Source organism: Salinivibrio sp. PR5 (assembly GCF_001996085.1).
GTDB lineage: Bacteria > Pseudomonadota > Gammaproteobacteria > Enterobacterales > Vibrionaceae > Salinivibrio > Salinivibrio proteolyticus.
On record NZ_MUFK01000028.1, the window covers coordinates 1 to 26,962 of the forward strand.

A 26,962-nucleotide genomic window follows, 5' to 3' on the forward strand; every position below is an offset into this window, starting at 1 on the left:
GTCCAGTAAATCCACCGAAGCTTCAATACTGCCGTTTCCGCTCGACTTGCATGTGTTAGGCCTGCCGCCAGCGTTCAATCTGAGCCATGATCAAACTCTTCAATTAAAGTTTTTTCGAAACCGAAGTTTCAGCTCAATGAATACTGATTACTGTTTMTCTCCRAAGAGAAAAACGAATTGACTGTGCCGAACAACTRTAAAAGTTGTCGTTTGGTCACTCAGYTCATCGAATAAATCTTTTTGTCTATTCTCAACGAGTGCCCACACAGATTGCATAGGTCAAATTGTTAAAGAGCGTTGACTTGCGAAGCGTTGCTTCGCTCGGTCAGGGCTGCGTATATTACTCGCCTTGCCGATRAAGTCAAGAAGAAATTTTATCTTTTTGTTGATGCCAACCGGCGAAAACAAAACCTCTTTTTGACTTCCCTAACGCGTTGTCGGCGTTAAGTAGGTGGGCTATCTTAATCATTTAAAAACTGACGTCAAGCGTTTATTTTTATTTGATTTTTTGCCCAGACATGGCCGTTGAGCGCTTGCCCTGTGTGCCGTGTCGATGGAGGCGCATTATAGGGAAGCTGATCAGATTGGCAACCCCTTTTTAGTGGTTTTTTAGAAAAAAACTGTCACTCGCTGTTTTTTTGCTCGCTAGGGTGTAAAACTGGTACCAAAGTCAGCGTTATCTGACATTGTATAGCGATATAAAGAGGGATTTGTGATGGCAAAACAGCTGCGCGCTTATAAAGGCATGACGCCTCAGCTGGGCGAACGCGTCTATATTGATGAATCCAGTGTATTGGCTGGCGATATTACGCTAGGCGATGATGTGAGTATTTGGCCGCTGGTGGCGGCACGTGGTGACGTGAACCATATCCAGATTGGCGCACGGACCAATGTGCAAGATGGCTCAGTCCTTCATGTAACCCATAAAAATGCCGAAAACCCACAAGGTTACCCGCTGATCATCGGTGAAGAAGTGACAATCGGCCACAAGGTCATGTTACACGGCTGCCGGATTGGCAACCGAGTTCTAGTGGGAATGGGGACGATTATTCTTGATGACGCTGTGATTGAAGATGAAGTGCTAATTGGCGCTGGCAGTTTAGTCCCGCCCGGAAAACGCTTAGAGAGCGGCTACCTGTATGTTGGCTCACCGGTCAAACAGGTTCGCCCCCTCACTGACAAAGAGCGTGCCTATTTTGCACGCTCAGCGCAAAACTATGTCGACACCAAAGACATCTACCGCTGCGAGCACTAGATCACCAAGCTGCCATCGGCTTCAAACGCTTCTGATTCGATGGCCGCTTCCATTTGCTCTTCTATATCAAACCAGACTTGTTCGACGATCGCCTGCGCATTATCCGTGTCCACCGCACAGCCGGCGAGCGCGGATAAGGTGGTAAAGCGGACAGCGCATGTTAACAACGCACCATTAAGTTGGCCGTAGAAACAAACACGCGCCTTTGCCGTGTCGACCTGCGCTTCGTCCGCAGCCAGAATAAGGGATTGATTCATCGACTGAGTGCCTCTCTTAACTGCTCGCGCACACGTTCGGTTTGTGGCCGACAGCCACGCCATATAGCAAAGCTTTCCGCCGCTTGTTCCACCAGCATGCCCAAGCCGTCTAAACATCGCCCTGCTCCTTGGCGTTGCGCCCATTGGTTGCTGGTTGTACAGCCAGCTTGATACACCATGTCATAGACAGTGGTCGCTGGACCAATCGCTCCTTGCGGGAGAGGGGGATGGCTTTGATGTAAGCTTGCCGAGGTCGCATTAATGATCACATCCACGGGCGCCGCCATGGGTTTATCCACGGCATGACTGGCGATCGGTCCGGCCTCACCAAATGCAGCGGCTAATTGCTGGGCTTTTTGCTCGGTGCGATTCACTATCATCAGCAATGCTGGCTCTTGCTCCAGTAAAGGAAGCAACACACCCCTTGCTGCACCGCCTGCTCCCACAACCATAATGCGCTTATCGCGCAGTGCCACATGGTGGTAGTGTAAGTCAGTTACCAAACCTGCCCCGTCCGTATTATCACCCAGTAGGGAACCATCGCTTTGCTTAACCAGCGTATTCACGGCACCGGCGCGGCGGGCACGCTCTGTCAGTGTATCAGCCCATTCATACGCTTGCTGTTTAAAAGGCACGGTCACATTGGCGCCGCGCCCTCCTTGCGCAAAAAACGCCTGCATACTGGACACAAAGCCTTCGAGCGGCGCTTCAATGGCTTGATAGTCGATGTCTTGTTGGGTTTGCGTCGCAAATGCGGCGTGGATCTGCGGCGACTTGCTATGGCCAATCGGGTGGCCGACCACACTATAACGATCGGTCATCTGTTACCACTCCCTCGGTTTAAGGTAGTCGCGATAGAGTCTCGCTTCCGGCGCGTCTTCATCGGGTGACCAATTATATTCCCAACGTGCCATCGGCGGCATCGACATCAGAATAGATTCGGTACGCCCACCACTTTGTAAGCCAAATAGCGTGCCTCTGTCATACACCAAGTTAAATTCGACATAGCGTCCGCGGCGGTAAAGCTGGAAATCTCGCTCACGCTCACCATAGGGCGTTGCCTTGCGGCGCTGTACAATCGGCAGGTAAGCATCGATAAAACCTTTTCCAACCGCTTGGGTGTAGGCAAAGCACTGCTCGAATGGCCACTGGTTCAAATCATCAAAGAAAAGCCCGCCGACGCCACGGGTTTCATCGCGATGGGGTAGATAAAAATAGCGATCGCACCACGCCTTGTGATCAGCGTACACGCTATCACCGAAGGGCGCGCACAAGGCTTTGGCGGTCTCATGCCAATGCTGGCAGTCTTCCTCGAACGGATAGAAAGGCGTAAGGTCAAAGCCACCGCCAAACCACCACACAGGGTCGGCGCCTTCCTTTTCAGCAATGAAAAACCGCACGTTCGCGTGCGAGGTCGGCACGTAAGGGTTGTGAGGGTGGATTACCAACGACACCCCCATGGCTTCAAAACAGCGCCCGGCGAGCTCTGGGCGATGCGCGGTCGCCGAGGCAGGCATTTGATCGCCAAATACGTGCGAGAAGTTCACTCCCGCTTGCTCAAATACTTGGCCCTGACGCAGGACGCGACTGCGGCCACCGCCCCCTTTCTCACGCTCCCACGCATCTTCAATAAAACGCGCTTGACCATCTTCTTGCGCAAGCTGTTGGCAAATATCATCTTGAAGCTGGAGGAAAAAAGCCTTCACGGCTTGCTTATCAATTGTCGATTGACCGTGTGCCACGCTCACATCCTTTGTTACTGAGACTATATGCGTACTTTACCTGATCCACGCAGTGGGATCTTGACGGAATTTCATCCCCCACCGCCGACGCAAACGTTTTCCTTGCGATGAAATCTGGGTATAATTCGCGTCACGCTCAGCTTATCTTATTCACGCTTGTCATCAAGAAGGACGTATTATGACTGTCGGTATCATCATGGGCTCGCAATCCGATTGGCCTACCATGACACATGCAGCGGCTATGTTGGATCACTTTGCCATCCCTTACGAAACCCGTATTGTCTCTGCCCATCGCACACCACAGTTACTTGCCAACTACGCCCAACAAGCGGCCGAGCGCGGGATTAAAGTGATTATTGCCGGCGCCGGTGGTGCCGCCCATCTGCCTGGGATGACCGCTGCACACACCAGCCTGCCGGTGCTCGGCGTGCCGGTCCAGTCAAAAGCATTAAAGGGGATGGACTCATTGCTTTCTATTGCTCAAATGCCCAAAGGTGTGGCTGTGGGCACGCTTGCCATTGGTGACGCTGGCGCCGCGAATGCAGGCCTCCTTGCCGCACAAATTCTCGCAACGGCCGACCCTGACTTGATGGCAAAAGTGGATGCGTTTCGCCAAGCGCAAACTGAAGCCGTTCTCGCTCAACCCAATCCACAAGGGTAAGGCCATGAATATTCTGGTGTTAGGCGCGGGACAACTGGCCCGGATGATGGCCTTGGCCGGCGCGCCGCTCAACCTTATCGTCAGCGCCTATGATGTGCGTAGTGGCGACATTGTTCACCCACTGACGCTGCAACCACTGGGGCACGGCCTCAATACGGCCATCGCCGGCGCAGATATTATTACCGCGGAATTTGAGCATATCCCCGCTGATATCTTGCACCAATGCGAGCAAAGCGGGAAGTTACGCCCCAGTGCCCAAGCGATTCTAACCGGTGGCGACCGCCAAATTGAAAAAGCGCTGCTGATGCAAGCAGGCGTCGCCAATGCACCGTACCGTGTGGTGTATACACAGGCTGATTTAGAAAAGGCGGTCGACGCACTGGGCGCGCCCTTGGTCCTCAAAAGCACCTTGGATGGTTATGACGGCAAAGGACAGTGGCGCTATCGTGACGGCGATGATCTTCACGCATTATGGGCCGAGCTCGACGCCTTTCTCACCGCGCCAGAGCAACGCGATGGCCAAGCCATCATTGCCGAAGCCATGATCCCTTTTGACCGAGAAGTGTCACTGATTGGTGTGCGTGGCGCGAATGGTGAATTTGCCAGTTATAGCCTGACCCAAAACCACCACCATGATGGGATATTAACCTTGTCTGTGGTGCGCCCGGATGAGCATGCCTTGCAAACACAGGCGGCGGACATGTTGGAAAAGATTGCCAGCGCGCTTAACTATGTGGGGGTACTCGCGGTGGAATTCTTTGATGTAGACGGCAGCTTGCTGGTGAACGAGATAGCGCCTCGGGTGCACAACTCCGGTCACTGGACACAGCAAGGTAGCGCGTGTTGCCAATTTGAAAACCACCTGCGCGCGGTCAGCGGCTTACCCCTCGGCCCAACCGAGTTAATTCAGCCGACGGCAATGATCAATATCTTGGGCCAAGGCAGTGTCCCGCTTGCGACCTATCGTGATGCCCATGTGCATTGGTACAACAAAACGCCTCGTCCGGGGCGCAAAGTGGGTCATATTAATGTCACGGCCACATCGAACGCGGCGCTTGCCACCAAGTTAGCCAGTCTCGCCAGCTACCTCCCCGATGATGCTTTTCACGGTTTGAAATCGGCGGCATTAGCTCTCGCCGCGCAAACCGATTAGCCTTCGCTATCCGATTCTGCAGCCGATTCACCTTGAATCGCGCTGCAGGACTTATCGGCACATTGATGTACTGTCTTGCCGCCTTTCTTACGCTCCACCAGCAGCGCAAAGCCACATTGCTCGCAGGTGCCGGCTATCGGTTGTGCGTTTACCGCAAAATGACACTTAGGGTATTGGTCACAGGCAAAAAAGCGCTTGCCGTAACGCGAGGTGCGCTCCACCAGCTCACCTTTGTGGCAGGCAGGGCAAGTGAGGGTAGTATGATCCGGTTCATCCGGTTTTTCGATATGCGTACATTGCGGGAACTGATCACAGCCAATAAACATACCGAATCGACCTTGGCGTAACACCAATTCTCCCTGATGACACGCCGGGCAAGCCACGCCAAGCGCTTTTACTACATGGCCATCACCATGATGTAACGCTTTGGTATAGTGGCAGTCTGGGTAGGCCGTGCAGGCCAGAAACGGGCCTCGTTTGCCCGATTTAAACGCAAGAGCGCTGCCACATTCCGGGCAGCGCTCATGGGTATTCGGGGTGTTATCTTTACTCATTCACACCTTTTACTGTCATTGATAAGCGTTAGTGCACGTATCCCTCTTGTGCGTCGTACAACATTTCTTCCATCTGTGTATACGCACGTTCGTTACCAGGCACGTTAAACAGCACCATCAAAATAACCCATTTTAGATCATCAAGACCAAATTCTTGGGTCTCGAGCTCCATCACCCGATCGATGACCATTTCACGCGTTTCCGGTGAAAGCACCCCAGCCTGCTCCAAGAATAAAAGGAAGCCTCGGCTTTCTTGGTCGATAAAGCGTGTTTCTTGCTCGGTATAGATTCGGATCGAGCTTTGGGCACTGCCTGATAGGTAAGGCTGTTTATCCGCATTTTGCAACTGTGCCAGCTTTTCAAGCCAGTTCAGGGCTTTATATATATCGTCTTGATGAAAACCCGCGCGGGACAATTCATCTGCTAACTCGTCCTGATCGATCATCACTTCCACATCGCTGTGGATGTAGGTTTCGAACAGGTACATAAGAATGTCCATCATGGCTAGCCCCTCCTCGTTCTGACATAGCCACCGGGTACTGCTGCTACAAGCCCCTGGAGTTCTAAGTCTAACAACTGCATCATGATTTCGTGAACCGGTTGGTTGCAGCGCTCAGCCAGTACGTCGACACACGTCGCTTTAGTACCTACGTTAGCCAACAGCTCAGGAAATGGCAATCCTTCATGTGTATCTAACTTAGGCGCGTCACTAAATAATTCGGTTTGTTGACACGCGGCGAAGCTTATCAGGCTATCAATTTCATGCAAGATATCATCGACACAGTCTGTGAGTGTGGCCCCTTGTTTAATCAATTGGTGGCACCCACGCGACTGGACTTGGTCAATGGGCCCGGGAATCGCAAACACATCACGATTTTGCTCAAGTGCATAACGTGCCGTGATCAGCGATCCACTTTGTGGCGCGGCCTCTACCACTAATACGCCTGCCGATAACCCACTGATCAGTCGATTGCGGCGCGGAAAGTGCTCAGCCCTTGGCGGAGCCTCTGGCCAGAACTCTGAGACCAGTGCGCCTTGTGCTTCAATCCGCTCAGCCAATGCGCGATGTCGTGCAGGATACACATTGGCAAGCCCGCTTCCTAGCACCGCTAATGTCTTGCCGTGGCCTTCAAGAGCACCTTTGTGTGCCCGCCCATCGATACCTAGCGCAAGCCCACTGGTAATCGCAACACCATGCTCAACCAGTTGTTTAGCAAATTGATACGCCGTTTCTAAACCTTGCGGAGTCGCGTGACGACTGCCCACCATCGCCAATTGAGGCATCGCCAAACAAGTCAGATCGCCTTGCACATACAAGAGCAAAGGCGGCCGTGCGATTTCTCGGAGTAATGCAGGGTAAGCTGGGTGGTCAAAGCCAATCAGGTGGCAATTCTCTTGCCTCGCCCAATCAAGGCTACGCTCAATCATGGCATGATTGGGATGCGTGACGGCCTGACATTGCTCCGCGGTTAAGCCAACCGCGGCAAGATCATGAGCAGTTTGCTCACTCAACGCATCGATGGGCACTTTGGCCAACAGCGCGCGTCGCTGAGAAACGCGCAACCGCGGCACTTGGGTCAGTATCAACCACCCTCGCAGGGATTTATCGCGCATAGGCCAGTTGAGGGGACGGTGGCACCGCATGCATGCCGGCTTTAATTGGCTGACGCGCTTGGGTGATCACCGCCAAACTGACCCACGGATAAGCCCGAACCACCATGGTTTGTCCCACCGTCACATCAGGCAAGGCGGTCATCGGCTGCGCAGTACTGTCACTGGCGTTTTGATAGCGATACTCACCAGGGCCATTTAATACGTTGGCACCGGCTTCAGTGACAGTAAACATTTGCCCGGCTGCCACGCCATCATTGGCGCCTTTATCAAGCACCACAAGCTGACCATTCGCGACATACTCACTGCCATAAAGATGCCCTAATAATGTGGCATCAGTTTGAGCCGCTTGGGGCCAAAAGCGCGGATGCGTGTTCTCGGGTAAAGGTAACAAGACATCATTGGGGCGTACTTCTTGCACTACCCGAGTCAATGTCATCACACTGCGCCCTTCACTTCGCGCACGGATGCGTCCATCAGCCACATGTTTTAAGCTCACCATCGCGGTAGGTTCGGCGCTAGCCTCTGACGTCGCAGGGCGTAAAAAGGTTTTCTCAACCCGAAACACTTGCCAATCCTTAGCACTCAGCGACGCATCCACATACAGGGTATCGTGCACTGACAGATATTGACGCCCATCCGTCGAGCCAAGGACGCGAGGCAGCGCCACCAAACGCGCCTTTTCAACCAACATGTCCTGCTGTAAGTACGGAAGCAGCATAGGATCGACACTGCTCAGCGCTGGCGTCTTAGGCGAATCTCCCTTTGCTGCAATCGCACGCCTAGGCTTATAGCTAACGGTCGGTTTCCCCGCTTGCCATGTGAGGGTGAGCACATCGCCGGGATAAATCAGATTGGGATCTTTAATGGTCGGATTTGCGTACCACACTTCAGGCCATTGCCAAGGGTTATCGAAAAAGGTAGCGGCGATATCCCACAAGGTATCCCCTCGTTCAACCACATATCGCTGACTCTCGGCAGAGCTGGCTGCCAGTACTGGTAGCCCGATAGCCAATAGCCCAGCGGCGGCGAGATTGAATAGCTTTCTTGTCATCAATGTCTTCCTCACCAGACGGATGATGCTGATGCTGTCAATTGGCTGTCAAAATGTCTAGAATTAACCCAATTACCCCGTGCCGCTTTCGGCACAGTTCAATTTTTATGAGACGTTATGGCTTTATTGAACGTATTAACATTCCCAGATGAGCGTCTTCGCACCGTCGCCAAGCCGGTCGAAGCAGTGACGCCTGAGATCCAAAAAATGGTCGACGACATGCTCGAGACCATGTACGACGAAGACGGTATTGGTCTCGCCGCGACCCAGGTGGATTTTCACCAACGTATCGTGGTGATCGATATATCTGAAACCCGTGATGACCCTATGGTGTTAATTAACCCAGAGATCATCGAAAAACGTGGCGAAGACGGTATCGAAGAAGGCTGCCTGTCCGTACCGGGTTCCCGTGCCTTGGTGCCACGTGCTGCCGAAGTGACTGTGAAAGCGTTAGACCGCGACGGCAATCCATATCAGTTTGATGCTGACGACCTGTTGGCCATTTGTGTCCAGCATGAGCTTGACCATTTAGAAGGTAAGCTGTTTGTTGACTACCTCTCGCCATTGAAGCGTCAACGCATCAAGCAGAAGATGGAAAAAATCAAACGCGCTAACCAAAAAGCAAGCTGAGGTCACTTTGAGTACACCGCTGCGTATTGTATTTGCGGGCACGCCGGATTTTGCCGCGCGCCATTTGCAAGCCCTGCTCAACAGCGAGCATGAGGTGATTGCGGTTTATAGCCGCGAAGATAAACCGGCAGGCCGAGGCAAGAAGCTCACGGCAAGCCCAGTGAAAAAGCTCGCGCTTGAGCATGACTTACCCGTGTATCAACCCCGCACGCTGCGTGATGAACAAGCGCAAGCGGAACTGGCAGCCTTAAACGCTGACGTGATGGTCGTGGTCGCTTACGGGCTGATCCTGCCCAAAGCGGTATTGGATACACCGCGATTGGGCTGTGTGAATGTCCACGGCTCTATTTTGCCACGTTGGCGCGGCGCCGCGCCAATTGAGCGTGCCGTGTGGGCGGGCGATACCGAAACCGGTGTCACTATCATGCAGATGGACGAAGGCCTTGATACCGGCGATATGCTAAAAATCGCCACGCTGCCTATCGAAGAAACCGATACCAGTGCCAGCTTGTATACGCGTTTGGCAGAATTGGGGCCCCAAGCCTTGATTGATTGTCTCAATGACATGGCCAACGGCATTATTCTTGCCGAGCCACAAAACGATGCCAAAGCCAACTATGCCGAGAAGCTGACCAAGCAAGAAGCCGAAATTGATTGGACACAAGATGCTGCGTTTATCGGACGCTGCATTCGCGCCTTTAATCCACGTCCAGTCAGCTACTTCACCTTGGGAGAGCAAAATATCAAAGTCTGGCAGGCCAATGTGCTCGACATTGATGTCGACGCCACACCTGGCACAGTGATCAATACCGACAAGCACGGTATTCAGGTTGCTACCGGCAAAGGTGTACTCCAGCTAACACAGCTTCAGCCTCCCGGTAAAAAAGCTATGCAAGCCCATGAGCTGCTCAACGCGCGCCGTGAATGGTTTGAGATTGGTACACAGCTATAATGAACACGGTTTCCCGTGTCATCGTCATTCAAAGGCCAGTCCACTGGCCTTTTTTATTGGTTAACGCCCCTTGGTGGCATACGACTCGCCACTTGGCTGCAATGTAGGTAACAGCATGAATGTAAGAGCCGCGGCTGCCCGCGTTCTGTATCAAGTTGTCGATCAGGGTCAGTCCCTGTCACAACAACTGCCTTTAGCCCAGCAACGTATCGCACCGCGTGACGCGGCCTTATTACAAGAGATGTGTTATGGCACCTTACGTTGGTTGCCACGCCTTGAGCAAATCGTGCAATCCTTGATGGATAAGCCACTGAAAGGCAAACAACGTGTCTTCCATCACCTCATTCTGGTCGGCTTGTATCAATTAGGTTATATGCGCATCCCAGCGCATGCAGCAGTGGCTGAAACCGTGAACGCCACCCAAACACTCAAGCGCCCTCAACTTCGTGGGTTGATCAATGCCATCTTGCGTCAATATCAACGCGAGCAAACCGCGTTAGATGAAGCCAGTACCGCCAATGCCGCCGGCGAGTTTTGCCACCCCAGTTGGCTACTCAAGCGGTTACAAGAAGCCTATCCCGAGCAATGGCAAGCAATTATCGCAGCCAACCATCAAAAAGCGCCCATGTGGCTGCGGGTTAATCGTCAGTACCATCGCCCTGATACCTATCTTGCACTACTCAAAGAAGCGGGCATTGATGGGGAGTGCCTCGTTGAAGCAGGTGATGCAATCAAATTGACCAAGCCGTGCGATGTCTCGCGCTTACCGGGGTTTGACCAAGGTTGGGTATCCGTTCAAGACGCCGCAGCCCAACTCGCGATCGACTACCTGACTCCGCAAGCAGACGAGATGATTCTTGATTGCTGTGCGGCACCGGGCGGAAAAACCTGCCACATCTTAGAGCACCAACCGAGCGCCCATGTCACCGCGATTGACGCCGATGCGCAAAGATTGAGCCGCGTCAAAGAGAACCTTGCTCGACTGGGGCTTAATGCCACGGTGAAACAAGCCGATGCTCGCGAACCCAGCGCTTGGCATTCAGGTCCCGCATTTGACCGTATTTTGCTTGATGCACCCTGTTCGGCAACCGGTGTGATCCGTCGTCACCCCGATATCAAATGGTTACGCCGTGATAGCGACATTGCCGCCCTCGTCACGCTCCAAGCGGCAATCTTGGATGCAATGTGGCAGCAGCTTAAGCCGGGCGGTACCCTTGTGTATGCAACCTGTTCTGTTTTACCCGATGAAAATCGCCATCAAATCCGTGATTTTCTCGCCCGTACACCTGATGCCAACTTGCGCACCGGCTCGTCAGAGGTGCCGGGACGTCAGATTTTACCCGGCGAGCAAGACATGGACGGCTTTTACTACGCATGCTTGGAAAAGTCACTGACCTAAGTGCCAAGCAGGGAGAGTTAATAACATGAAAATCATCATCTTGGGCGCCGGACAAGTCGGCGGCACCTTGGCAGAAAACTTGGTGGGTGAAAACAACGACATCACCATTGTCGATTGTGCGCCTGAACGACTGCGTGACTTGCAAGACAAATACGATCTGCGCGTGGTGCAAGGCTATGCCAGTCATCCCTCAACGCTGCAAGAAGCTGGCGCACAAGATGCTGATATGTTGGTTGCGGTCACCAATTCTGACGAGACCAATATGATTGCTTGTCAGGTTGCGTATACCCGATTTAATACACCTAATCGTGTCGCCCGGATCCGCAGCCCAGAGTACTTGGCAGTCAAAGATCAGCTGTTTAATCGCGAGGCCTGTCCGGTCGATCATTTAATTGCGCCCGAAGAGCTCGTCACCCGCTACATTCGCCGCCTCATTGAATATCCCGGGGCGCTGCAGGTGGTCGGTTTTGCCGATAACAAAGTGGGCTTAGTCGCCGTCAAAGCGTATTACGGCGGCCCGCTTGTCGGAAAGGCTTTGTCGGCGCTGCGAGAGCATATGCCGCACGTCGATACCCGTGTTGCCGCTATCTTCCGTCGCGATCGCCCCATTCGCCCGCAAGGCACCACCATTATCGAAGCCGATGACGAAGTGTTCTTTGTCGCCGCCAGTAACCACATTCGCTCCGTAATGAGTGAATTGCAACGCCTCGAAAAACCCTACAAACGGATCATGATTGTCGGGGGCGGGAATATCGGGGCAGGCCTAGCCATGGCACTTGAACGCCAATACAGCGTTAAGCTTATCGAGCGCGATCCTGCCCGAGCCGAACACCTCTCTGAGTTGCTGGAAGATACCACGGTATTTTGTGGCGATGCCTCCGATCAAGAGCTGTTGAGCGAAGAGCACATTGACCAAATCGATGTCTTTATCGCGGTGACCAACGAAGATGAAGCAAACATCATGTCTGCCATGTTGGCCAAACGCCTTGGGGCAAAGAAAGTCATGGTGCTGATTCAACGCGGTGCGTATGTCGACTTGGTACAAGGCGGCGCGATCGATATTGCCATCTCGCCTCAACAAGCGACTATCTCTGCCCTGCTAACCCATGTGCGTCGTGGTGACATCGTCAATGTGTCATCGCTACGGCGTGGCGCGGCCGAAGCCATCGAGGCCATCGCTCATGGTGATGCTGCAACATCCAAAGTCGTGGGCCGTGAAATTGGCGATATCAAACTGCCCCCCGGCACCACCATCGGGGCAGTGGTACGTGGCGAAGAAGTCTTGATTGCACACGATAAAACCGTGATCCAACAAGACGACCATGTGGTGATGTTCTTGGTCGATAAAAAATACATTCCAGACGTAGAGCGCCTGTTCCAGCCCAGTCCTTTCTTTCTCTAAATCAATGCTCTGTAGGCCAATCTGGCCTACAGGTACACACTTTTGGCTCGCGCACTGCCAGCGCCCTAAATTTGGGTATACACTGATAATAACGTGTTTTTCCGGCCCCCGACCGGACAGGGAGTATCAACGTAGCCATGTCGGATGATCAGTTTCAACAATCGACCGGTTTTCTAAAGAAAGCCGTGCCGTTAATGATGAAATACAAGGTGCCCACCACCCCTACCAACTACGCATTGTGGTACACCTATGTCGCAGATACCGATCCTCAACTCAATGCGGATGTGGACGACACGCTCACGCATCATGGCACCTGCAGTCCGCTGCAAAGCGACATGCTCTACCAAAAACACGTCGCCGATAAACACAGCCAAGACATGAGCGCTCTCAAGCAAAGCCTCGAGTCGATGATGACCGAGATGAGCCACTCGATGTCGGATACGTTGCAAGACACCGATGCCTTCCAGAGTGTGTTGGATCGTACCTTCGAACAGCTTGCGCGGGTGGAAGATGAAGGCTTGTCTATCGATGAGACCATCGCGGTCGTGCGTAACGTGGTTAAAGACTCGCACTCTCTCACCCAGTCAACCCGCTACTTCAAGCACCAGCTCAGTGATGCGCAGCAAGAGATCTCTCAGCTCAAACAGACGCTGGCAGAAATGACAGAGCAAGCCACGCATGATGGCTTAACCGGCCTATTAAACCGCCGTGCCTTCGACCGAGAACTCACCGCCTATATCGACAGCAATCTCACGCCGCCTTTTTGCCTCGCCATGATTGACCTTGACCACTTTAAAAAGCTCAACGACACCTATGGCCATGTGATTGGCGATACCGTGCTAAAACAAGTGGCCAAGCGCCTCAGCGATTACTGTCGTGATGGCATCCAAGCCTTTCGTTATGGCGGCGAAGAGTTTGCTTTGCTCATCCCGCAAAAACGTCTCAATGGCGCCAAGCGTATTGCTGAAACGATACGCACCGCTATCGACCGGATGATTATCAAAGATAGACGCCGTGGCAACACGCTCGACCATATCACGGTATCGATTGGCGTTGCGGAGTACGATAATGAAACGGGTGAGTCTGCGTCAGATCTCATTCATCGTGCTGACAAGCACTTATACAGCGCTAAGAAACTCGGCCGCAATCGCGTGATGCCGATAAATTAATCCTCACCTGCGCCTTATTTGATCTTGGCTAAGTTTCAGCCCAATACGCTCGGGCAAAATGGTGTTTTTTACGTGCCACATATAAAGGACACCTATGAATTGCCATCGCATCAATGAACTGCTCGAGCTGTTAAATCAGTCGTGGCAGAAAACGCCGGAGCGCTCACTGGTCGAGATGCTCACTGTCATTGCCCAAGAGGCTGGTCATCAAGACGGACTGGATAACATCTCGGACGACACCTTGATCTATCAACTCAAAATGCGACTAGAGGATAAAACTGCCCCCATTCCCGGCTTGGCAAAAGACAGCGAAGAGGACTTCAAAGCCGCTATCTTGCGTGCTCGCGGTATTCAATCTTAAGCGGAATGAGGCAGGGAGCACACATAGAGCGCTGTTATAGCTGGAATTGTTCTAGTTTGTGACTGTTTCGCAAACTATGACACTGATAGAGTATTCGCGAATCTGGCTACGCTATAATCACGCGTCACAACGATAAACAGGGTCTGGCAACGTACCAAGGCCTCGACATCCCAAGGAACGCCAATGTCATGAGCAAAGAAAAGATAGACGTCAAAGACGTGACCGCAAAAGAATACAATCCGAAAACCCATAAAGGGGGCGACGATCGCTTTAATCCGAGCAATCGCATCTATGTACGCGCGGTAAAAGGCTATTACCAAAAAATGCGCCGCTACATGGGCTGGTTTTTCATGGTACTGTTTCTTGCGATTCCTTGGATCCCGTATCAAGGACGCCAAGCGATTTTGCTCGATATCGGCAACCAGAAGTTCACCTTTTTTGGCACCACACTTTGGCCACAAGATCTGACTTTATTGGCAGCCTTGTTGATGCTTGGGGCGTTCGGACTCTTTTTTATTACCACCTTCCTCGGCCGCGTCTGGTGCGGATACCTTTGCCCGCAAACTGTGTGGACCTTCCTGTTTATCTGGTTTGAAGAAAAGCTCGAAGGCGCCGCCAACAAGCGTCGTAAGCAAGACTCATTAAAACTGACGCCTGAGCTAGCCGTACGCAAAACCGCGAAACACGCAGCATGGTGGGTGATTTCTTTAATTACGGGCATGACCTTTGTCGGCTATTTTGTCCCCATGCGCGAGCTGGCGGTGGACTTAGTCACCTTTGATACCAGTTTCTGGGTCGGTTTTTGGGTGATTTTCTTTGCCGCCTGTACTTACGGAAATGCGGGATGGATGCGCTCGATTATGTGTATCCATATGTGTCCCTATGCACGTTTCCAATCTGCCATGTTCGACAAAGACACTTTTATTGTCGGCTATGATGTCGAACGGGGTGAAAAACGTGGCCCACGTCCACGTAAAAAAGATCCTAAAGAGTTGGGGCTGGGTGACTGTATTGACTGTAATTTATGTGTTCAAGTCTGCCCAACCGGCATCGATATTCGCGATGGCCTACAGTATGAATGTATCAACTGTGGTGCCTGTATTGATGCCTGTGATCAAACCATGGACCGCATGGGTTATGAACGCGGACTGATAAGCTATACCACCGAGCATAAGCTTGAAGGGAAGAAGACGGCAGTTATGCGACCCAAACTGGTCGGTTATGGCGTCGTTATGACCATTGTCACGGCTATGTTTATCTACTTAGCCATGTCCGTGATGCCCATGGAATTGGATGTCATTCGTGACCGTAACCAGCTGTATCGCGTCAACAATCAAGGGCTGATTGAGAATACTTACACGCTGAAAATCCTCAATAAGACCCAAAGTGATGAAACCTATACCCTCTCGGTGAAAGGGCTAAAAGACGTGCAATGGTACGGCCCACAAACCGTTAAAGTGCAAGCGGGAGAAGTGTTCTCACTGCCCATCAGTTTAGGCGTAGACACCTACGAGATGACCCAACGCATTGCTGACATCACTTTTGTCATGGAGCGTGCATCGGGCGACAAACAAAAAGAGGTCCAAGCGGAAAGCCGCTTTATTACAGACCTTTAATCAGCCACTCAGCTGATTGGTAACAAGGGCGCATGCAGCGCCCTTTTTATTTGTTACCATGACACTTCTGTGCTGAATGAGTAGCAAACCATGACTGAACCTGGCTTTGATTTTCACGCCCTCACCCCTGAGCATCAACTGGATGCCATTGAGTCGGTAGGGATTTACCCACAATCGGGTTTACTTGCACTGAACAGCTACGAGAATCGGGTTTACCAATTTGTTGCCGATGATAGCAAGCGCTACGTGGTGAAGTTTTATCGTCCTGCGCGTTGGACAGACGAGCAAATTCTTGAAGAACACGCGTTTTGCCAAGAGTTAGTCAACGCGGAGGTTCCCGTCGTCGCCCCACTCGTTCTCGACGGGACCAGCTTGTTTCATTTCAACGGCTACCGTTTTGCATTGTTTCCCAGCGTGGGTGGGCGCAACTTTGAAGTCGACAACTGGGACCAGCTCGAAGCGGTTGGCCGCTATCTTGGCCGTATTCACCAAGTCGGTGCCGCTCGACCTTTTCAGGCACGTGCGCGATTTGATCTCGACACCCACCTCTACCAACCTCGCCAAGCATTGACCCATGCGAACCTGATCCCCGATGGGATTAAATCGACCTTTTTCTCCGATCTTGACCGACTGATCGATGCCATTAGCGAAAGATGGCACACCAACTGGCCGATTATCCGTTTGCATGGCGACTGCCACCCGAGCAATATTCTATGGCGCGATGGCCCGTTATTTGTCGACTTTGACGACACCCGCAATGGCCCCGCGATTCAAGATCTGTGGCTGTTTTTAAACGGCAGCCGTGCCGATCAGCTGGCCCAACTTGATACCCTTGCCGAAGGCTATCGTGAGTTTAGTGAATTTCCCGCTGACCAATTGCAACTGATCGAGCCCTTACGTGGTCTGAGAATGGTGCACTATATGGCGTGGTTAGCAAAACGCTGGCAAGACCCGGCATTTCCACGTGCATTCCCCTGGTTTGCTGAGGCAAAATACTGGGAAAGTCAGGTGCTTGCTTTTAAAGAGCAGCTTGCCGCCTTACAAGCGCCATCGCTTACCTTGTACCCGTAAGCGTTCAACCGATAACGGAGAGTCATTCAATGATGCTGAAAAAACTGCTTCCTATCTTGCTCGTACTCGGCCTTGCGGCCTGCTCTGAGCCTGAAACCGTCGAGTCGACAAGCCAACAGGCCACGACGCAAACTCAAACCCAAACTGAGCCAGCAGAAGCGATCGACGTCCCCGCCGCCAAACCCGGCCGCTTCAAAGCGGGCGAGGATTATCAAATCCTAGATACCGCAGCGACCGACACCCCAACGGTAACCGAGTTCTTCTCGTTTTATTGTCCGCACTGCTTCCAATTTGAGCCACTGGTGCAGCAGTTGAAGCAACAAGTGCCAGACAATGCCAAAGTGGTAAAAAATCACGTTTCTTTCATGGGCGGCAACATGGGTGAAGTGGTCACACGCGCCTATGCAACCGCCGTGGTCTTAAACGTTGAAGACACCATGATCCCGGTGATTTTTGACCGTATTCATGTGGCCCAAAATGCGCCCAAGTCGCTAGATGACGTTCGCCAAATGTTTGTCGACAACGGCGTCGATGGCAAAGAGTTCGATTCGGCTTACAACAGCTTTGCCGCCAACTCGATGGCCAAACGATTTGATCAATCTTTTGAAAAAGCCGGCCTACGCGGCGTGCCTGCGGTGATCGTGAACGGTAAATATCACGTGACACCGAAAACCGTCGAAACCCCGGAAGAGTACTTCCAGCTGATTAACTTCCTGTTAAGCCAGAAGTAATCAACTGACTTGGGCGTTGAGATGGCGAAGTAAGCCATCCATCGCCCGATATCCCAAGGCCTCGGCAAGATGAGGGCGGCTTATCGCCTCCGCTTCGGCCAGATCGGCAATCGTCCTCGCCACTTTAATGATCCTATGGTATGCCCGTACCGATAGTCCTAATCGATGCAATGCCTGCTCGAGAAACGCAGCATCCACCTGCGCAAGCCGACAATATTCCTCCATTTCGCGATTGCTGAGTAACGCATTCACTTTCCCTTGCCTCGCCAACATACGCGCACGGGCACACGCAACTCTCGCCCGCACCTTTGCGGTTGATTCACCGCGGTCGCCGCCGCTCGATAACATCCCGCGCGGCAGTGCCGGGATCTCAATCGACATATCAAACCTATCCAGCAAAGGGCCAGATAAACGCGCCAAATAGCGCAATACTTGCTGTGGATTAGAGCGCGCCAACTCGCCCTCATGATGGCCTGTCGGGCTCGGGTTTAATGCGCCAATCAACTGAAAACGCGCGGGGAAACGGGTTTTACCGTTAGCACGTGAGATAATAATTTCACCCGACTCCAGCGGCTCGCGGAGCGCATCAAGCACACGACGCTCAAACTCTGGCATTTCATCCAAAAACAGCACCCCTTGGTGCGACAATGAGATCTCCCCGGGACGCGGGACCGTTCCGCCCCCGACCAGTGCCGCCATAGAGCTAGAGTGATGAGGACTTCGAAACGGTCGCTGGCGCCAGTTTCCCTCATGCAAAGGTTGCTGGGTTAATGACGTGACCGCGGCGGAGGCTAATGCTTCTTCGTCGTTCATGGGAGGAAGCAAGTCGCACAAACGCGACGCTAACATGGTTTTTCCCGTTCCGGGCGGGCCAACAAAAAGCAGATTATGTGAACCACTGGCGGCGATTTCTAGCGCGCGTTTGCCTTGCTGCTGGCCGATGATGTCACGTAAGCAGCGAGTTGGCGCCGGCGTCGTATCATCATGTGGTGTCGCGTTAAGCTGCAAGCTCTGTTGGCCAGCTAAGTGCTGACACACTGCGATTAAATCGGGCGCTGACACATGGCGCTCGCTGTCCACCAACGCCACTTGGCTAGCGTTATCATCAGGGACCACGAGCGCTCGCTGCGCTTTTTGACTGGCAAGCGCCGCCGGTAATGCCCCTTTGACGGGACGCAACTGCCCGGATAACGCCAGCTCACCGAGAAACTCAAATTCATGCAGCCGTTTCGCTGGAATTTGCCCTGAGGCGACCAAAATGCCAAGCGCGATAGGCAAATCAAAACGCCCACCTTCTTTCGGTAAATCCGCCGGTGCTAAATTGACAGTAATACGCCGTGATGGGAATTCAAAATTGGAGGTCACAATGGCACTTCTGACCCGATCGCGCGCTTCTTTAACCGTGGTTTCCGGTAACCCCACCAGCGCAAACCCTGGCAATCCATTGGAAATATGGACTTCAACCGTCACATTGGGAGCCTCTACCCCGACACACGCTCGGCTATGCACAATCGCTAGCGCCATGACTCTATCCTGCTATTACTATGAAACCTTGCGCTTATGGTGACGAGAGAATTTGTGATTCAGAGTAATTTTTTCTTGTCATGCGAGTGATGTCTGTGATACCACTACAAATGCACAACAATTAAACATGAGACTCGGCGCTAGATCGAGTTCATGACTGACCTGTAACAAGCAGGCGCAAACAAAAACATAATTAACAAAACGCCCAAAAATGGGCGACTAACGACAAGAAAAGACAGACAAATGCCAAACTTCGCTACCGTCCTCATTATTCGCCTTATCGTGGTCATTCTACCGCGAGGGGTGTAGGTACGCGAAACACAGCAGCAAACATCGCAACCAAGCCCCCGCACCCAACCAGGTTCGGGGGCTTTTTTCATTCATGTGGTCAAGCCACACAAAAACGGAAGCAGCAAAAATGGAGAGCGCAGACACTGACTATTCGCACACCTGCCCTCCCCGTTCATTCGGGGAGGGGCGACGATGACAGGTGCACAATGGGTTGTGGAAGCCTTACGTAAGCAAGGCGTTGAGACGGTATTTGGTTATCCGGGTGGCGCCATCATGCCAGTCTATGATGCGCTATACGACGGCGGCGTCGAACACATTTTATGTCGCCATGAACAAGGCGCTGCCATGGCCGCCATCGGTTATGCTCGTGCTAGCGGGCGTCCCGGCGTATGCCTAGCGACCTCTGGCCCCGGCGCGACGAATCTGATCACCGGATTGGCTGATGCCATGATGGACTCCGTCCCAGTGGTCGCCATCACAGGCCAAGTGGCCAGCCCATTAATCGGCACGGATGCTTTCCAAGAAATTGATGTCTTAGGTTTGTCTTTGGCCTGTACCAAACATAGCTTTTTGGTCACAGACCCCGCAGACCTTACCGCCACGCTCGAAAAGGCGTTCGTCGTGGCACAATCAGGCCGCCCGGGGCCTGTGTTAGTCGATATTGCTAAAGACGTACAACAAGCGCTGATCCCTGCGCCCCGAGAAGCCTCAGTGCCTGCGCCCACTGGCATCCCTCTAGATGCTGTCGCGCTCGAACATGCCAATGCGCTGATCCAAAAAAGCGAGCGCCCTATGCTGTATGTCGGTGGTGGCGTGGTGTTAGGCAAAGCAACGGCGGCGCTTCGTGACTATCTTACTCGCAGTCAAATGCCCGTTGTCAGCACCCTTAAAGGGCTAGGCACCGTCAACAAAGACTACCCGCACTATTTAGGCATGTTGGGTATGCACGGCACCAAAGCCGCCAACCTTGCGGTACAACAATGTGATTTGTTGATTGCCGTCGGGGCCCGTTTTGATGATCGCGTCACCGGGAAGCTCGATACCTTTGCTCCTCACGCAAAGGTAGTGCATGTGGATATTGATGCCGCAGAATTAAACAAGCTGCGCCGCGCACAAGCGCCGGTTTGCGCTGAGCTGAATACCGTCTTACCCAAGCTCGCCACGCCCCACACCTCACCGGCATGGCAAGAGCAAGTACACCACTGGCAACAGCAGCATGCATGGCGTTACGACCATCCCGGCGATGCCATTTATGCGCCCGCGCTACTGAAAACCTTATCAGACAGCATGCCGGAACAAACCGTGATCGCCACCGATGTCGGTCAGCATCAAATGTGGGTCGCCCAGCATGTGACGCCTAGCGAGCCCGAAAACCTATTGACCTCGGCAGGACTTGGCACCATGGGGTTTGGTTTGCCCGCCGCGATGGGTGCGAAGATCGCTCGCCCCCACAATGAGGTGGTGCTGGTGACCGGTGATGGCTCATTTATGATGAATATCCAAGAGCTTGGTACCTTAAAACGCCGAGGCATCGGCGTGAAAATCATCCTGCTCGACAATCAACGCTTAGGCATGGTGCGCCAGTGGCAACAGCTCTTTTTTGATCAGCGCTACAGCGAGACCAATTTATCTGACAACCCTGATTTTCTCACCTTAGCGCGCGCCTTTGACATACCGGGACACAGTATCCGCTGCAAAGAAGAAATACATGCTGGGCTGACCATGATGATGGGCCATCCCGGTCCTTACTTGCTACACGTTGCTATCGATGAAATGGAAAATGTTTGGCCGCTGGTGCCACCCGGTGCGGCCAACCAACAAATGATGGAGCAAAGCTGATGACACAACACCAATTTTCGATTCATGCTACCCACAGTCCAGAATTATTGGAGCGCATCTTGCGCGTGATCCGTCACCGTGGTTTTACCGTGCGTCAGCTCAATGTCTCCATGCCCACAGCGGCGGGCGAGGTAATCTTTGACGTGACCGTCGAAAGCCAACGCGCGATCGAGACCTTGCGACCACAACTGACTAAGCTATGGGACGTGGTTGAGGTACTCACACCCTCAACCCAATCACATTCCCTACGCGCATAAAAAAGGAAAATAACATGTCGACAAATACCGCTGATTACATTTGGTCTAACGGTGAAATGATCGCTTGGCAGGATGCCACTGTGCACGTACTGACTCACGCGATGCATTATGGTACCTCCGTCTTTGAGGGGATCCGTTGTTACGACACCCCAAACGGCCCGGTGGTCTTTCGCCATCGTGAGCATATGCAGCGCTTAAAAGACTCAGCCAAAATCTACCGCTTCCCGATCCCCTTTAGTGTCGATGCCCTAATGGAAGGGTGCCGCGAAACCCTGCGTGTTAATCAACTGCGCTCGGCGTATATCCGTCCGTTAGGCTTTGTGGGTAACGTGGGTTTAGGCGTTTGTCCGCCTGTAGATACAGAAATGGATGTCATCATTGCCGCGTTCAGTTGGGGCAGCTACCTCGGTGAAGATGCACTGGCCCAAGGCGTGGATGCGATGATCTCAAGCTGGAACCGCGCCGCCCCAAACACCATCCCCACCGCCGCTAAAGCTGGCGGAAACTATTTATCCTCCCTACTGGTAGGAGGCGAAGCTCGCCGCCATGGTTACGCCGAAGGGATTGCTCTGGACGTACGCGGCTTTTTATCCGAAGGCGCGGGGGAAAACCTCTTTGTGATCAAAAATGGCGTGATCAGTACACCACCCGCCACCAGCGCGATTTTGCCTGGGATCACCCGTGATTCGATCATCACCCTTGCAAAAGAACAGGGCTACACCGTGCGCGAAGAGCCAATTGCACGCGAAGCGCTTTATCTGGCCGATGAGGTGTTTATGACTGGCACCGCGGCCGAGATTGTTCCCGTACGCAGCGTCGATCAGATCACGGTCGGCGAAGGCCAACGAGGCCCGATCACCGCCGCGTTACAACAAGCCTTTTTCGGCTTGTTTGATGGCACCACCGACGACAAATGGGGCTGGCTTGACCCCGTTAACCCTCAGCACAGCGAATAAAGGCAAAGGAGCCGTAATTATGCCAACCTATCGTTCCGCTACTACCACCCACGGTCGCAACATGGCAGGGGCGCGCGCGTTATGGCGCGCCACTGGCGTCAAAGATGACGACTTTGGCAAACCCATTATTGCCGTGGTGAACTCCTTTACCCAGTTTGTTCCCGGTCATGTCCATCTCAAAGACATGGGCCAGCTGGTGGCGAAAGAAATCGAGCAAGCCGGCGGTATCGCCAAAGAGTTCAATACCATCGCGGTCGATGACGGTATCGCTATGGGTCACGGCGGCATGCTCTACTCGTTGCCCTCTCGCGAGATCATTGCCGATTCCGTGGAGTACATGGTCAACGCGCACTGTGCCGACGCCATGGTGTGTATTTCCAACTGCGACAAGATCACTCCGGGCATGCTGATGGCCGCTATGCGCCTGAATATCCCGGTGATCTTTGTGTCGGGCGGCCCGATGGAAGCGGGCAAAACCAAACTGTCCGATCAAATCCTCAAGCTCGATTTGGTCGATGCCATGATGCAAGGCGCCAATCCGGACGTCTCCGATGAGCAAAGCGAGCAAATCGAACGCTCCGCCTGCCCAACCTGTGGCTCGTGCTCTGGTATGTTTACCGCCAACTCGATGAACTGTTTGACCGAAGCGCTGGGGCTGAGCCAGCCGGGTAATGGTTCCATGCTCGCCACCCATGCCGACCGAGAGCAATTGTTCATCAACGCCGGCAAACGCATTGTGGGTCTGACCAAACGCTACTACGAGCAGGACGATGACAGCATCTTGCCACGCAATATCGCGAACCGTGCCTCATTTGAAAATGCTATGGCGCTGGATATTGCTATGGGTGGGTCCACCAATACGGTGTTACACCTACTGGCCGCCGCGCAAGAAGGCGAAATTGATTTTGATATGGATGACATCGACCGCATGTCTCGCCAAGTACCTCACCTTTGCAAAGTCGCGCCGTCAACCCAGCAATATCATATGGAAGATGTACACCGTGCTGGGGGTGTGATGGGCATTCTTGGGGAGCTACAGCGCGCGAACCTGCTCAATGTCAAACAACAAACCGTGCTGGGGATGAGCCTCGAGGAGCAACTCGCTCGGTATGACATCATGCAAACCGATGATGAGGACGTGAAGTCTTTTTATCGCGCCGGCCCCGCAGGCATCCGCACCACCCAAGCGTTCTCACAACGTTGCCGTTGGGACACCCTGGATGATGATCGCCAATCCGGGTGTATTCGTGCCCATGAATACGCCTTTAGTCAAGATGGCGGACTTGCCGTGCTACAAGGCAACATCGCCTTGAACGGCTGCATCGTCAAAACCGCAGGGGTGGATGAAAGCATACTGACCTTTGAAGGCCCCGCGGTGGTGTTTGAAAGCCAAGACAGCGCGGTAGATGCCATTTTAGGTGGCAAAGTGAAAGCGGGTGATGTGGTGGTGATCCGCTATGAAGGCCCGAAAGGTGGCCCAGGTATGCAAGAAATGCTGTATCCGACCACCTACTTAAAATCGATGGGATTGGGTAAATCCTGTGCCCTGCTCACCGACGGTCGTTTCTCTGGGGGGACATCTGGGCTGTCCATCGGCCATGTTTCGCCCGAAGCAGCCAATGGCGGCACCATCGCCTTAGTCGAAGATGGCGATCGGATTCGTATCGATATTCCTAGCCGCGAAATCAGCCTGCTGGTGGATGAAGCCACCCTCGCCACCCGCCGTGCTGAGGTGAACGCTCGCGGTTGGAAGCCTAAAGACCGCCAACGCCAAGTCTCCTATGCGCTAAAAGCGTATGCCAGTCTCGCCACCAGTGCCGATAAGGGTGCAGTGCGCGATCGCAGTAAGTTGGAGGAATAACCATGCAACAGGCGCAAACGTCACCCGAACACCCCATGGATGGCCCGGATTACTTAAGGAATATTTTACGTGCGCCTGTCTATGAAGTGGCGACTGTCTCGCCACTTCAGGCCATGAAGCGGCTCTCTGAACGCTTAGGTAATCAGGTTCAGCTCAAACGTGAAGACCGGCAGCCCGTACACTCATTTAAGCTACGCGGCGCGCATAACATGATGGCGCAGCTGACAGAGGCGCAGAAAAAAGCGGGGGTGATCGCTGCATCAGCGGGTAACCACGCCCAAGGTGTCGCCCTGTCCGGCAGTAAACTGGGTATCAAAGCCACCATTGTCATGCCCCGCACCACTCCCGCCATCAAAGTTGAAGCCGTTAAAGGCTTTGGGGGGAATGTGGTCCTACACGGCAATAACTTTGATGAAGCGAAAAGCAAAGCACAAGCGCTGGCCGACCAACACGGCTATACCTTTGTGCCCCCTTTTGATCATCCGCAGGTCATTGCCGGACAAGGCACGATCGGGCTAGAGCTGGTGCAACAAAACAGCCACCTTGATTACATTTTTGTCCCGGTCGGCGGCGGTGGTATTGCTGCCGGTGTGGCGGTGCTTATCAAGCAGCTTATGCCAAATATCAAGGTAATCGGAGTGGAGGCGGAAGACTCCGCGTGTCTGCGTGCCGCCTTGGATGCAGGCTTTCCCGTCACCTTAGAGCGGGTGGGAACTTTTGCCGATGGGGTGGCGGTTAAACGGATTGGTGACGAATCATTTCGACTGTGTCAGCAATACTTGGACGACAGTATTACCGTCTCAAGTGATGCGATTTGTGCTGCCGTACAAGATATTTTCGAAGACACGCGCGCTATCTCTGAACCGTCAGGTGCCTTAGCACTCGCCGGTCTCAAGCATTATGTCGACAAGCACCAACTACAAAACAAGCAATTGGGAGCGGTACTGTCAGGCGCCAATACCAACTTCCACTCACTACGCTACGTGTCTGAGCGTGCTGAACTGGGGGAGAAACGTGAAGGCCTACTGGCGGTGACCATCCCTGAGCAAACCGGTGCATTTTTGCAGTTTTGCGATATTCTCGGTGGCCGCGCGGTTACCGAATTTAACTATCGCTATGGCGACGACCAATTGGCCAATATTTTTGTTGGGGTACGTTTACTGGGCGGGCAAGAAGAGCTCGACAGTATTTTGCATGATTTGCGCCAAGCCGGTTATCCGGTCGAGGACTTATCTGACGATGAGATGGCCAAGGTACACGTACGCTACATGATTGGTGGGCGACCATCTGTGCCGCTTAACGAGCGCCTGTATAGCTTTGAGTTTCCGGAATACCCCGGGGCATTACTGCACTTTTTGCAAACCTTGGGCACCCACTGGAACATTAGCTTATTCAACTACCGCAACCATGGTTCAGATTATGGCCGTGTGCTGTGTGGATTTGAACTTGGCGAGCAGGACTTACTCGCGTTTACCGCCCATTTGCGTGAACTGGGTTATGCGTGGAAGGACGAAACGGCTAATCCAGCCTATCGCTTCTTTCTCTCTCGCCGTTAAGCGAATAATACAAAAAGGCCCGACAGGGGATGCCGGGCCGATAACAGAGGTTAAGCGCGCTTATCTGGCGAGAGTGATACCAGATACTCGGCAATCGATAAGGCATTATCCATCACCGTTTGGCGCGCCACTTGAGGTAACTGGCTTAACAGACTGGTCAATGCCGCTAAATCATCGCGGTGAGAGAAGGCAATATCTCGCTCGTCTGTTTCACCATAAATAAACCAATTAAATGGGCGACCAGTGATCTCTGCAATCGTGATGAGCGCGAGAATCTTAGGATCGGTCTTTCCCGACTCCACATCCAAGTAGGTTTGGCGCGCCACATTCAAACGCTTCGCCATGTCTACTTGGGTTATTTTACTGAATTCCCGTGCTTCACGGATCCGTTGCGCCATGCGCGCTGTCGAAATCACCATGGTCCATGCCTCATCTCTGTTACCCGGGCCGTTTAAACATCGGCTCCCGTCACATCACCGACCTTGCATTATGCATGGCTCGGCGGGCCTATCATGGGCGTTGTCATCGATAGTGTGATGCTACGCTGCTGATGCCTACCTCAGTAAGCAGGCACTTACCCGCATATCTAATCAGGCAGGCAGGCCTTTAGGCACGCTGTGCGGCCTTAGAATAGTTCACCAAGAATGAGGCCATGTTCACGCTCTGGTTCAAGATCGCCGTACGTGCTTCATGCGGTAACCGAGAGAAGTGCTCCAACAAGCGGTTTACATCTTGCTTGTACTGCACATCGTGCATCTCGACGTCTTCATCGCCATACACAAACCAAACTAATGGGCGCTCAGTCAGCTCAGCGATGTTCGACAACATGCGCACACGCGGTTCGGTTTTACCGTTTTCGATATCCAAGTAAGTTTGGCGTGCGACATTGAGTAGCTTGGCCATTTTTACTTGAGTGATCCCTTTCCACTCACGGGCTTCTTTGATGCGCTTAGCGACTTGGTTTTTAGAGTCAATCATTGCTTCCTCTCTACAACTTATCAATGTTGGTACTTGTCCATCGACTATGCACAATGCAGGCCAAGTTATTAGGCAGGATTAA

Annotated in this window: 26 protein-coding genes and 1 pseudogene; 17 read left to right on the forward strand and 10 right to left on the reverse strand. The window is 53.0% G+C overall.

Translation table 11 applies throughout. From position 1 onward, the window contains the following. Window positions 1-715 precede the first annotated feature (715 nt). A complete protein-coding gene (locus tag BZG82_RS10715; RefSeq protein WP_021022715.1) occupies window positions 716-1,255 on the forward strand; it encodes a gamma carbonic anhydrase family protein in 540 nt (179 codons plus the stop codon). Here the strand turns inward: BZG82_RS10715 and BZG82_RS10720 are convergent. Genes BZG82_RS10720 through hemF form a run of 3 tightly spaced genes read right to left on the reverse strand, consistent with a single transcriptional unit; the run spans window position 1,252 to window position 3,254 of the window. Continuing rightward, complete coding sequence (locus BZG82_RS10720; protein ID WP_158076001.1) at window positions 1,252-1,512, reverse strand: DUF1488 family protein; 261 nt, start codon at window positions 1,510-1,512, stop codon at window positions 1,252-1,254. The genes BZG82_RS10715 and BZG82_RS10720 overlap by 4 nt on opposite strands. After that, entirely contained in the window at window positions 1,509-2,333 is an 825-nt protein-coding gene (gene aroE / locus BZG82_RS10725; protein ID WP_077765825.1) for a shikimate dehydrogenase, read from the reverse strand. Before aroE ends, BZG82_RS10720 begins: the two co-directional genes overlap by 4 nt. A 3-nt stretch (window positions 2,334-2,336) precedes the next feature. After that, window positions 2,337-3,254 carry an oxygen-dependent coproporphyrinogen oxidase gene (gene hemF, locus BZG82_RS10730; protein WP_077765826.1) on the reverse strand — a complete coding sequence of 306 codons (918 nt, stop codon included), beginning with the start codon at window positions 3,252-3,254 and terminating at the stop codon, window positions 2,337-2,339. A 178-nt stretch (window positions 3,255-3,432) separates the two neighbouring features. Here hemF and purE point away from each other — a divergent pair, with 178 nt between their 5' ends. Further along, window positions 3,433-3,915 carry a 5-(carboxyamino)imidazole ribonucleotide mutase gene (gene purE / locus BZG82_RS10735; protein ID WP_077765827.1) on the forward strand — a complete coding sequence of 161 codons (483 nt, stop codon included), beginning with the start codon at window positions 3,433-3,435 and terminating at the stop codon, window positions 3,913-3,915. Window positions 3,916-3,919: 4 nt separating this feature from the next. Beyond that, the gene (locus BZG82_RS10740) at window positions 3,920-5,068 is read left to right on the forward strand and encodes a 5-(carboxyamino)imidazole ribonucleotide synthase (RefSeq protein WP_077765828.1); all 1,149 of its coding nucleotides are present in this window, start codon (window positions 3,920-3,922) and stop codon (window positions 5,066-5,068) included. Here the strand turns inward: BZG82_RS10740 and BZG82_RS10745 are convergent. Genes BZG82_RS10745 through BZG82_RS10760 form a run of 4 tightly spaced genes read right to left on the reverse strand, consistent with a single transcriptional unit; the run spans window position 5,065 to window position 8,287 of the window. Then, window positions 5,065-5,622: a DNA topoisomerase family protein gene (locus tag BZG82_RS10745; protein WP_077765829.1), complete on the reverse strand. Its 558-nt coding sequence runs from the start codon at window positions 5,620-5,622 to the stop codon at window positions 5,065-5,067. The two genes, BZG82_RS10740 and BZG82_RS10745, sit on opposite strands and share 4 nt — an antisense overlap. Before the next feature lie 28 nt (window positions 5,623-5,650). Beyond that, window positions 5,651-6,124, reverse strand: a complete 474-nt coding sequence (locus BZG82_RS10750; protein ID WP_046074885.1) for a DUF494 family protein — start codon at window positions 6,122-6,124, stop codon at window positions 5,651-5,653. Window positions 6,125-6,126: 2 nt separating this feature from the next. Next, the gene (gene dprA / locus BZG82_RS10755; protein ID WP_077765830.1) at window positions 6,127-7,236 is read right to left on the reverse strand and encodes a DNA-processing protein DprA; all 1,110 of its coding nucleotides are present in this window, start codon (window positions 7,234-7,236) and stop codon (window positions 6,127-6,129) included. Then, window positions 7,226-8,287, reverse strand: a complete 1,062-nt coding sequence (locus BZG82_RS10760; RefSeq protein ID WP_077765831.1) for a LysM peptidoglycan-binding domain-containing protein — start codon at window positions 8,285-8,287, stop codon at window positions 7,226-7,228. Before BZG82_RS10760 ends, dprA begins: the two co-directional genes overlap by 11 nt. 117 nt (window positions 8,288-8,404) lie before the next feature. Between BZG82_RS10760 and def the strand changes: the two genes are divergently transcribed. The 9 genes and pseudogenes from def to BZG82_RS10805 all read left to right on the forward strand — a co-directional run bounded on the left by def (window position 8,405) and on the right by BZG82_RS10805 (window position 17,618). After that, window positions 8,405-8,917 (forward strand): peptide deformylase, encoded by a 513-nt coding sequence (gene def / locus BZG82_RS10765; RefSeq protein WP_077458105.1) that lies wholly within the window; start codon window positions 8,405-8,407, stop codon window positions 8,915-8,917. A gap of 7 nt (window positions 8,918-8,924) precedes the next feature. After that, window positions 8,925-9,869, forward strand: a complete 945-nt coding sequence (fmt, locus tag BZG82_RS10770) for a methionyl-tRNA formyltransferase (protein ID WP_077765832.1) — start codon at window positions 8,925-8,927, stop codon at window positions 9,867-9,869. Between the two features lie 115 nt (window positions 9,870-9,984). Next, on the forward strand, window positions 9,985-11,268 hold the full coding sequence (gene rsmB, locus BZG82_RS10775; protein WP_077765833.1) for a 16S rRNA (cytosine(967)-C(5))-methyltransferase RsmB: 1,284 nt from the start codon (window positions 9,985-9,987) through the stop codon (window positions 11,266-11,268). 19 nt (window positions 11,269-11,287) lie between these two features. After that, window positions 11,288-12,670: pseudogene (trkA, locus tag BZG82_RS10780) on the forward strand (Trk system potassium transporter TrkA); the annotation flags it as partial. A gap of 137 nt (window positions 12,671-12,807) precedes the next feature. Further along, a complete protein-coding gene (locus BZG82_RS10785) occupies window positions 12,808-13,839 on the forward strand; it encodes a GGDEF domain-containing protein (RefSeq protein WP_077765834.1) in 1,032 nt (343 codons plus the stop codon). A 94-nt stretch (window positions 13,840-13,933) separates the two neighbouring features. After that, the gene (locus tag BZG82_RS10790; RefSeq protein WP_077458097.1) at window positions 13,934-14,200 is read left to right on the forward strand and encodes a YihD family protein; all 267 of its coding nucleotides are present in this window, start codon (window positions 13,934-13,936) and stop codon (window positions 14,198-14,200) included. 188 nt (window positions 14,201-14,388) lie between these two features. Continuing rightward, window positions 14,389-15,816 (forward strand): cytochrome c oxidase accessory protein CcoG, encoded by a 1,428-nt coding sequence (gene ccoG / locus BZG82_RS10795; protein ID WP_077479873.1) that lies wholly within the window; start codon window positions 14,389-14,391, stop codon window positions 15,814-15,816. A 90-nt stretch (window positions 15,817-15,906) separates the two neighbouring features. Next, on the forward strand, window positions 15,907-16,887 hold the full coding sequence (locus tag BZG82_RS10800; protein WP_077765835.1) for a serine/threonine protein kinase: 981 nt from the start codon (window positions 15,907-15,909) through the stop codon (window positions 16,885-16,887). 29 nt (window positions 16,888-16,916) lie between these two features. Next, entirely contained in the window at window positions 16,917-17,618 is a 702-nt protein-coding gene (locus BZG82_RS10805) for a thiol:disulfide interchange protein DsbA/DsbL (RefSeq protein WP_232112144.1), read from the forward strand. Here BZG82_RS10805 and BZG82_RS10810 read toward each other — a convergent pair whose 3' ends face one another. Next, the gene (locus BZG82_RS10810) at window positions 17,619-19,142 is read right to left on the reverse strand and encodes a YifB family Mg chelatase-like AAA ATPase (protein WP_077765836.1); all 1,524 of its coding nucleotides are present in this window, start codon (window positions 19,140-19,142) and stop codon (window positions 17,619-17,621) included. A gap of 483 nt (window positions 19,143-19,625) precedes the next feature. Between BZG82_RS10810 and ilvG the strand changes: the two genes are divergently transcribed. Genes ilvG through ilvA form a run of 5 tightly spaced genes read left to right on the forward strand, consistent with a single transcriptional unit; the run spans window position 19,626 to window position 25,902 of the window. Continuing rightward, complete coding sequence (gene ilvG, locus BZG82_RS10815; protein WP_077765837.1) at window positions 19,626-21,272, forward strand: acetolactate synthase 2 catalytic subunit; 1,647 nt, start codon at window positions 19,626-19,628, stop codon at window positions 21,270-21,272. Next, the gene (gene ilvM / locus BZG82_RS10820) at window positions 21,272-21,529 is read left to right on the forward strand and encodes an acetolactate synthase 2 small subunit (protein WP_069588069.1); all 258 of its coding nucleotides are present in this window, start codon (window positions 21,272-21,274) and stop codon (window positions 21,527-21,529) included. Before ilvG ends, ilvM begins: the two co-directional genes overlap by 1 nt. Before the next feature lie 14 nt (window positions 21,530-21,543). Further along, on the forward strand, window positions 21,544-22,485 hold the full coding sequence (gene ilvE, locus BZG82_RS10825) for a branched-chain-amino-acid transaminase (RefSeq protein WP_069588071.1): 942 nt from the start codon (window positions 21,544-21,546) through the stop codon (window positions 22,483-22,485). A gap of 19 nt (window positions 22,486-22,504) precedes the next feature. Then, complete coding sequence (gene ilvD / locus BZG82_RS10830) at window positions 22,505-24,346, forward strand: dihydroxy-acid dehydratase (protein ID WP_077663471.1); 1,842 nt, start codon at window positions 22,505-22,507, stop codon at window positions 24,344-24,346. A 2-nt stretch (window positions 24,347-24,348) separates the two neighbouring features. Then, window positions 24,349-25,902, forward strand: coding sequence for a threonine ammonia-lyase, biosynthetic (ilvA, locus tag BZG82_RS10835; RefSeq protein WP_077678304.1), 1,554 nt, complete (start codon window positions 24,349-24,351; stop codon window positions 25,900-25,902). Between the two features lie 50 nt (window positions 25,903-25,952). Here the strand turns inward: ilvA and BZG82_RS10840 are convergent, their stop codons facing one another. Both BZG82_RS10840 and BZG82_RS10845 read right to left on the reverse strand, forming a co-directional pair. After that, the gene (locus tag BZG82_RS10840; RefSeq protein ID WP_077663469.1) at window positions 25,953-26,321 is read right to left on the reverse strand and encodes a helix-turn-helix domain-containing protein; all 369 of its coding nucleotides are present in this window, start codon (window positions 26,319-26,321) and stop codon (window positions 25,953-25,955) included. A 187-nt stretch (window positions 26,322-26,508) separates the two neighbouring features. Continuing rightward, a complete protein-coding gene (locus tag BZG82_RS10845; protein ID WP_069588077.1) occupies window positions 26,509-26,880 on the reverse strand; it encodes a helix-turn-helix transcriptional regulator in 372 nt (123 codons plus the stop codon). Window positions 26,881-26,962 lie beyond the last annotated feature (82 nt).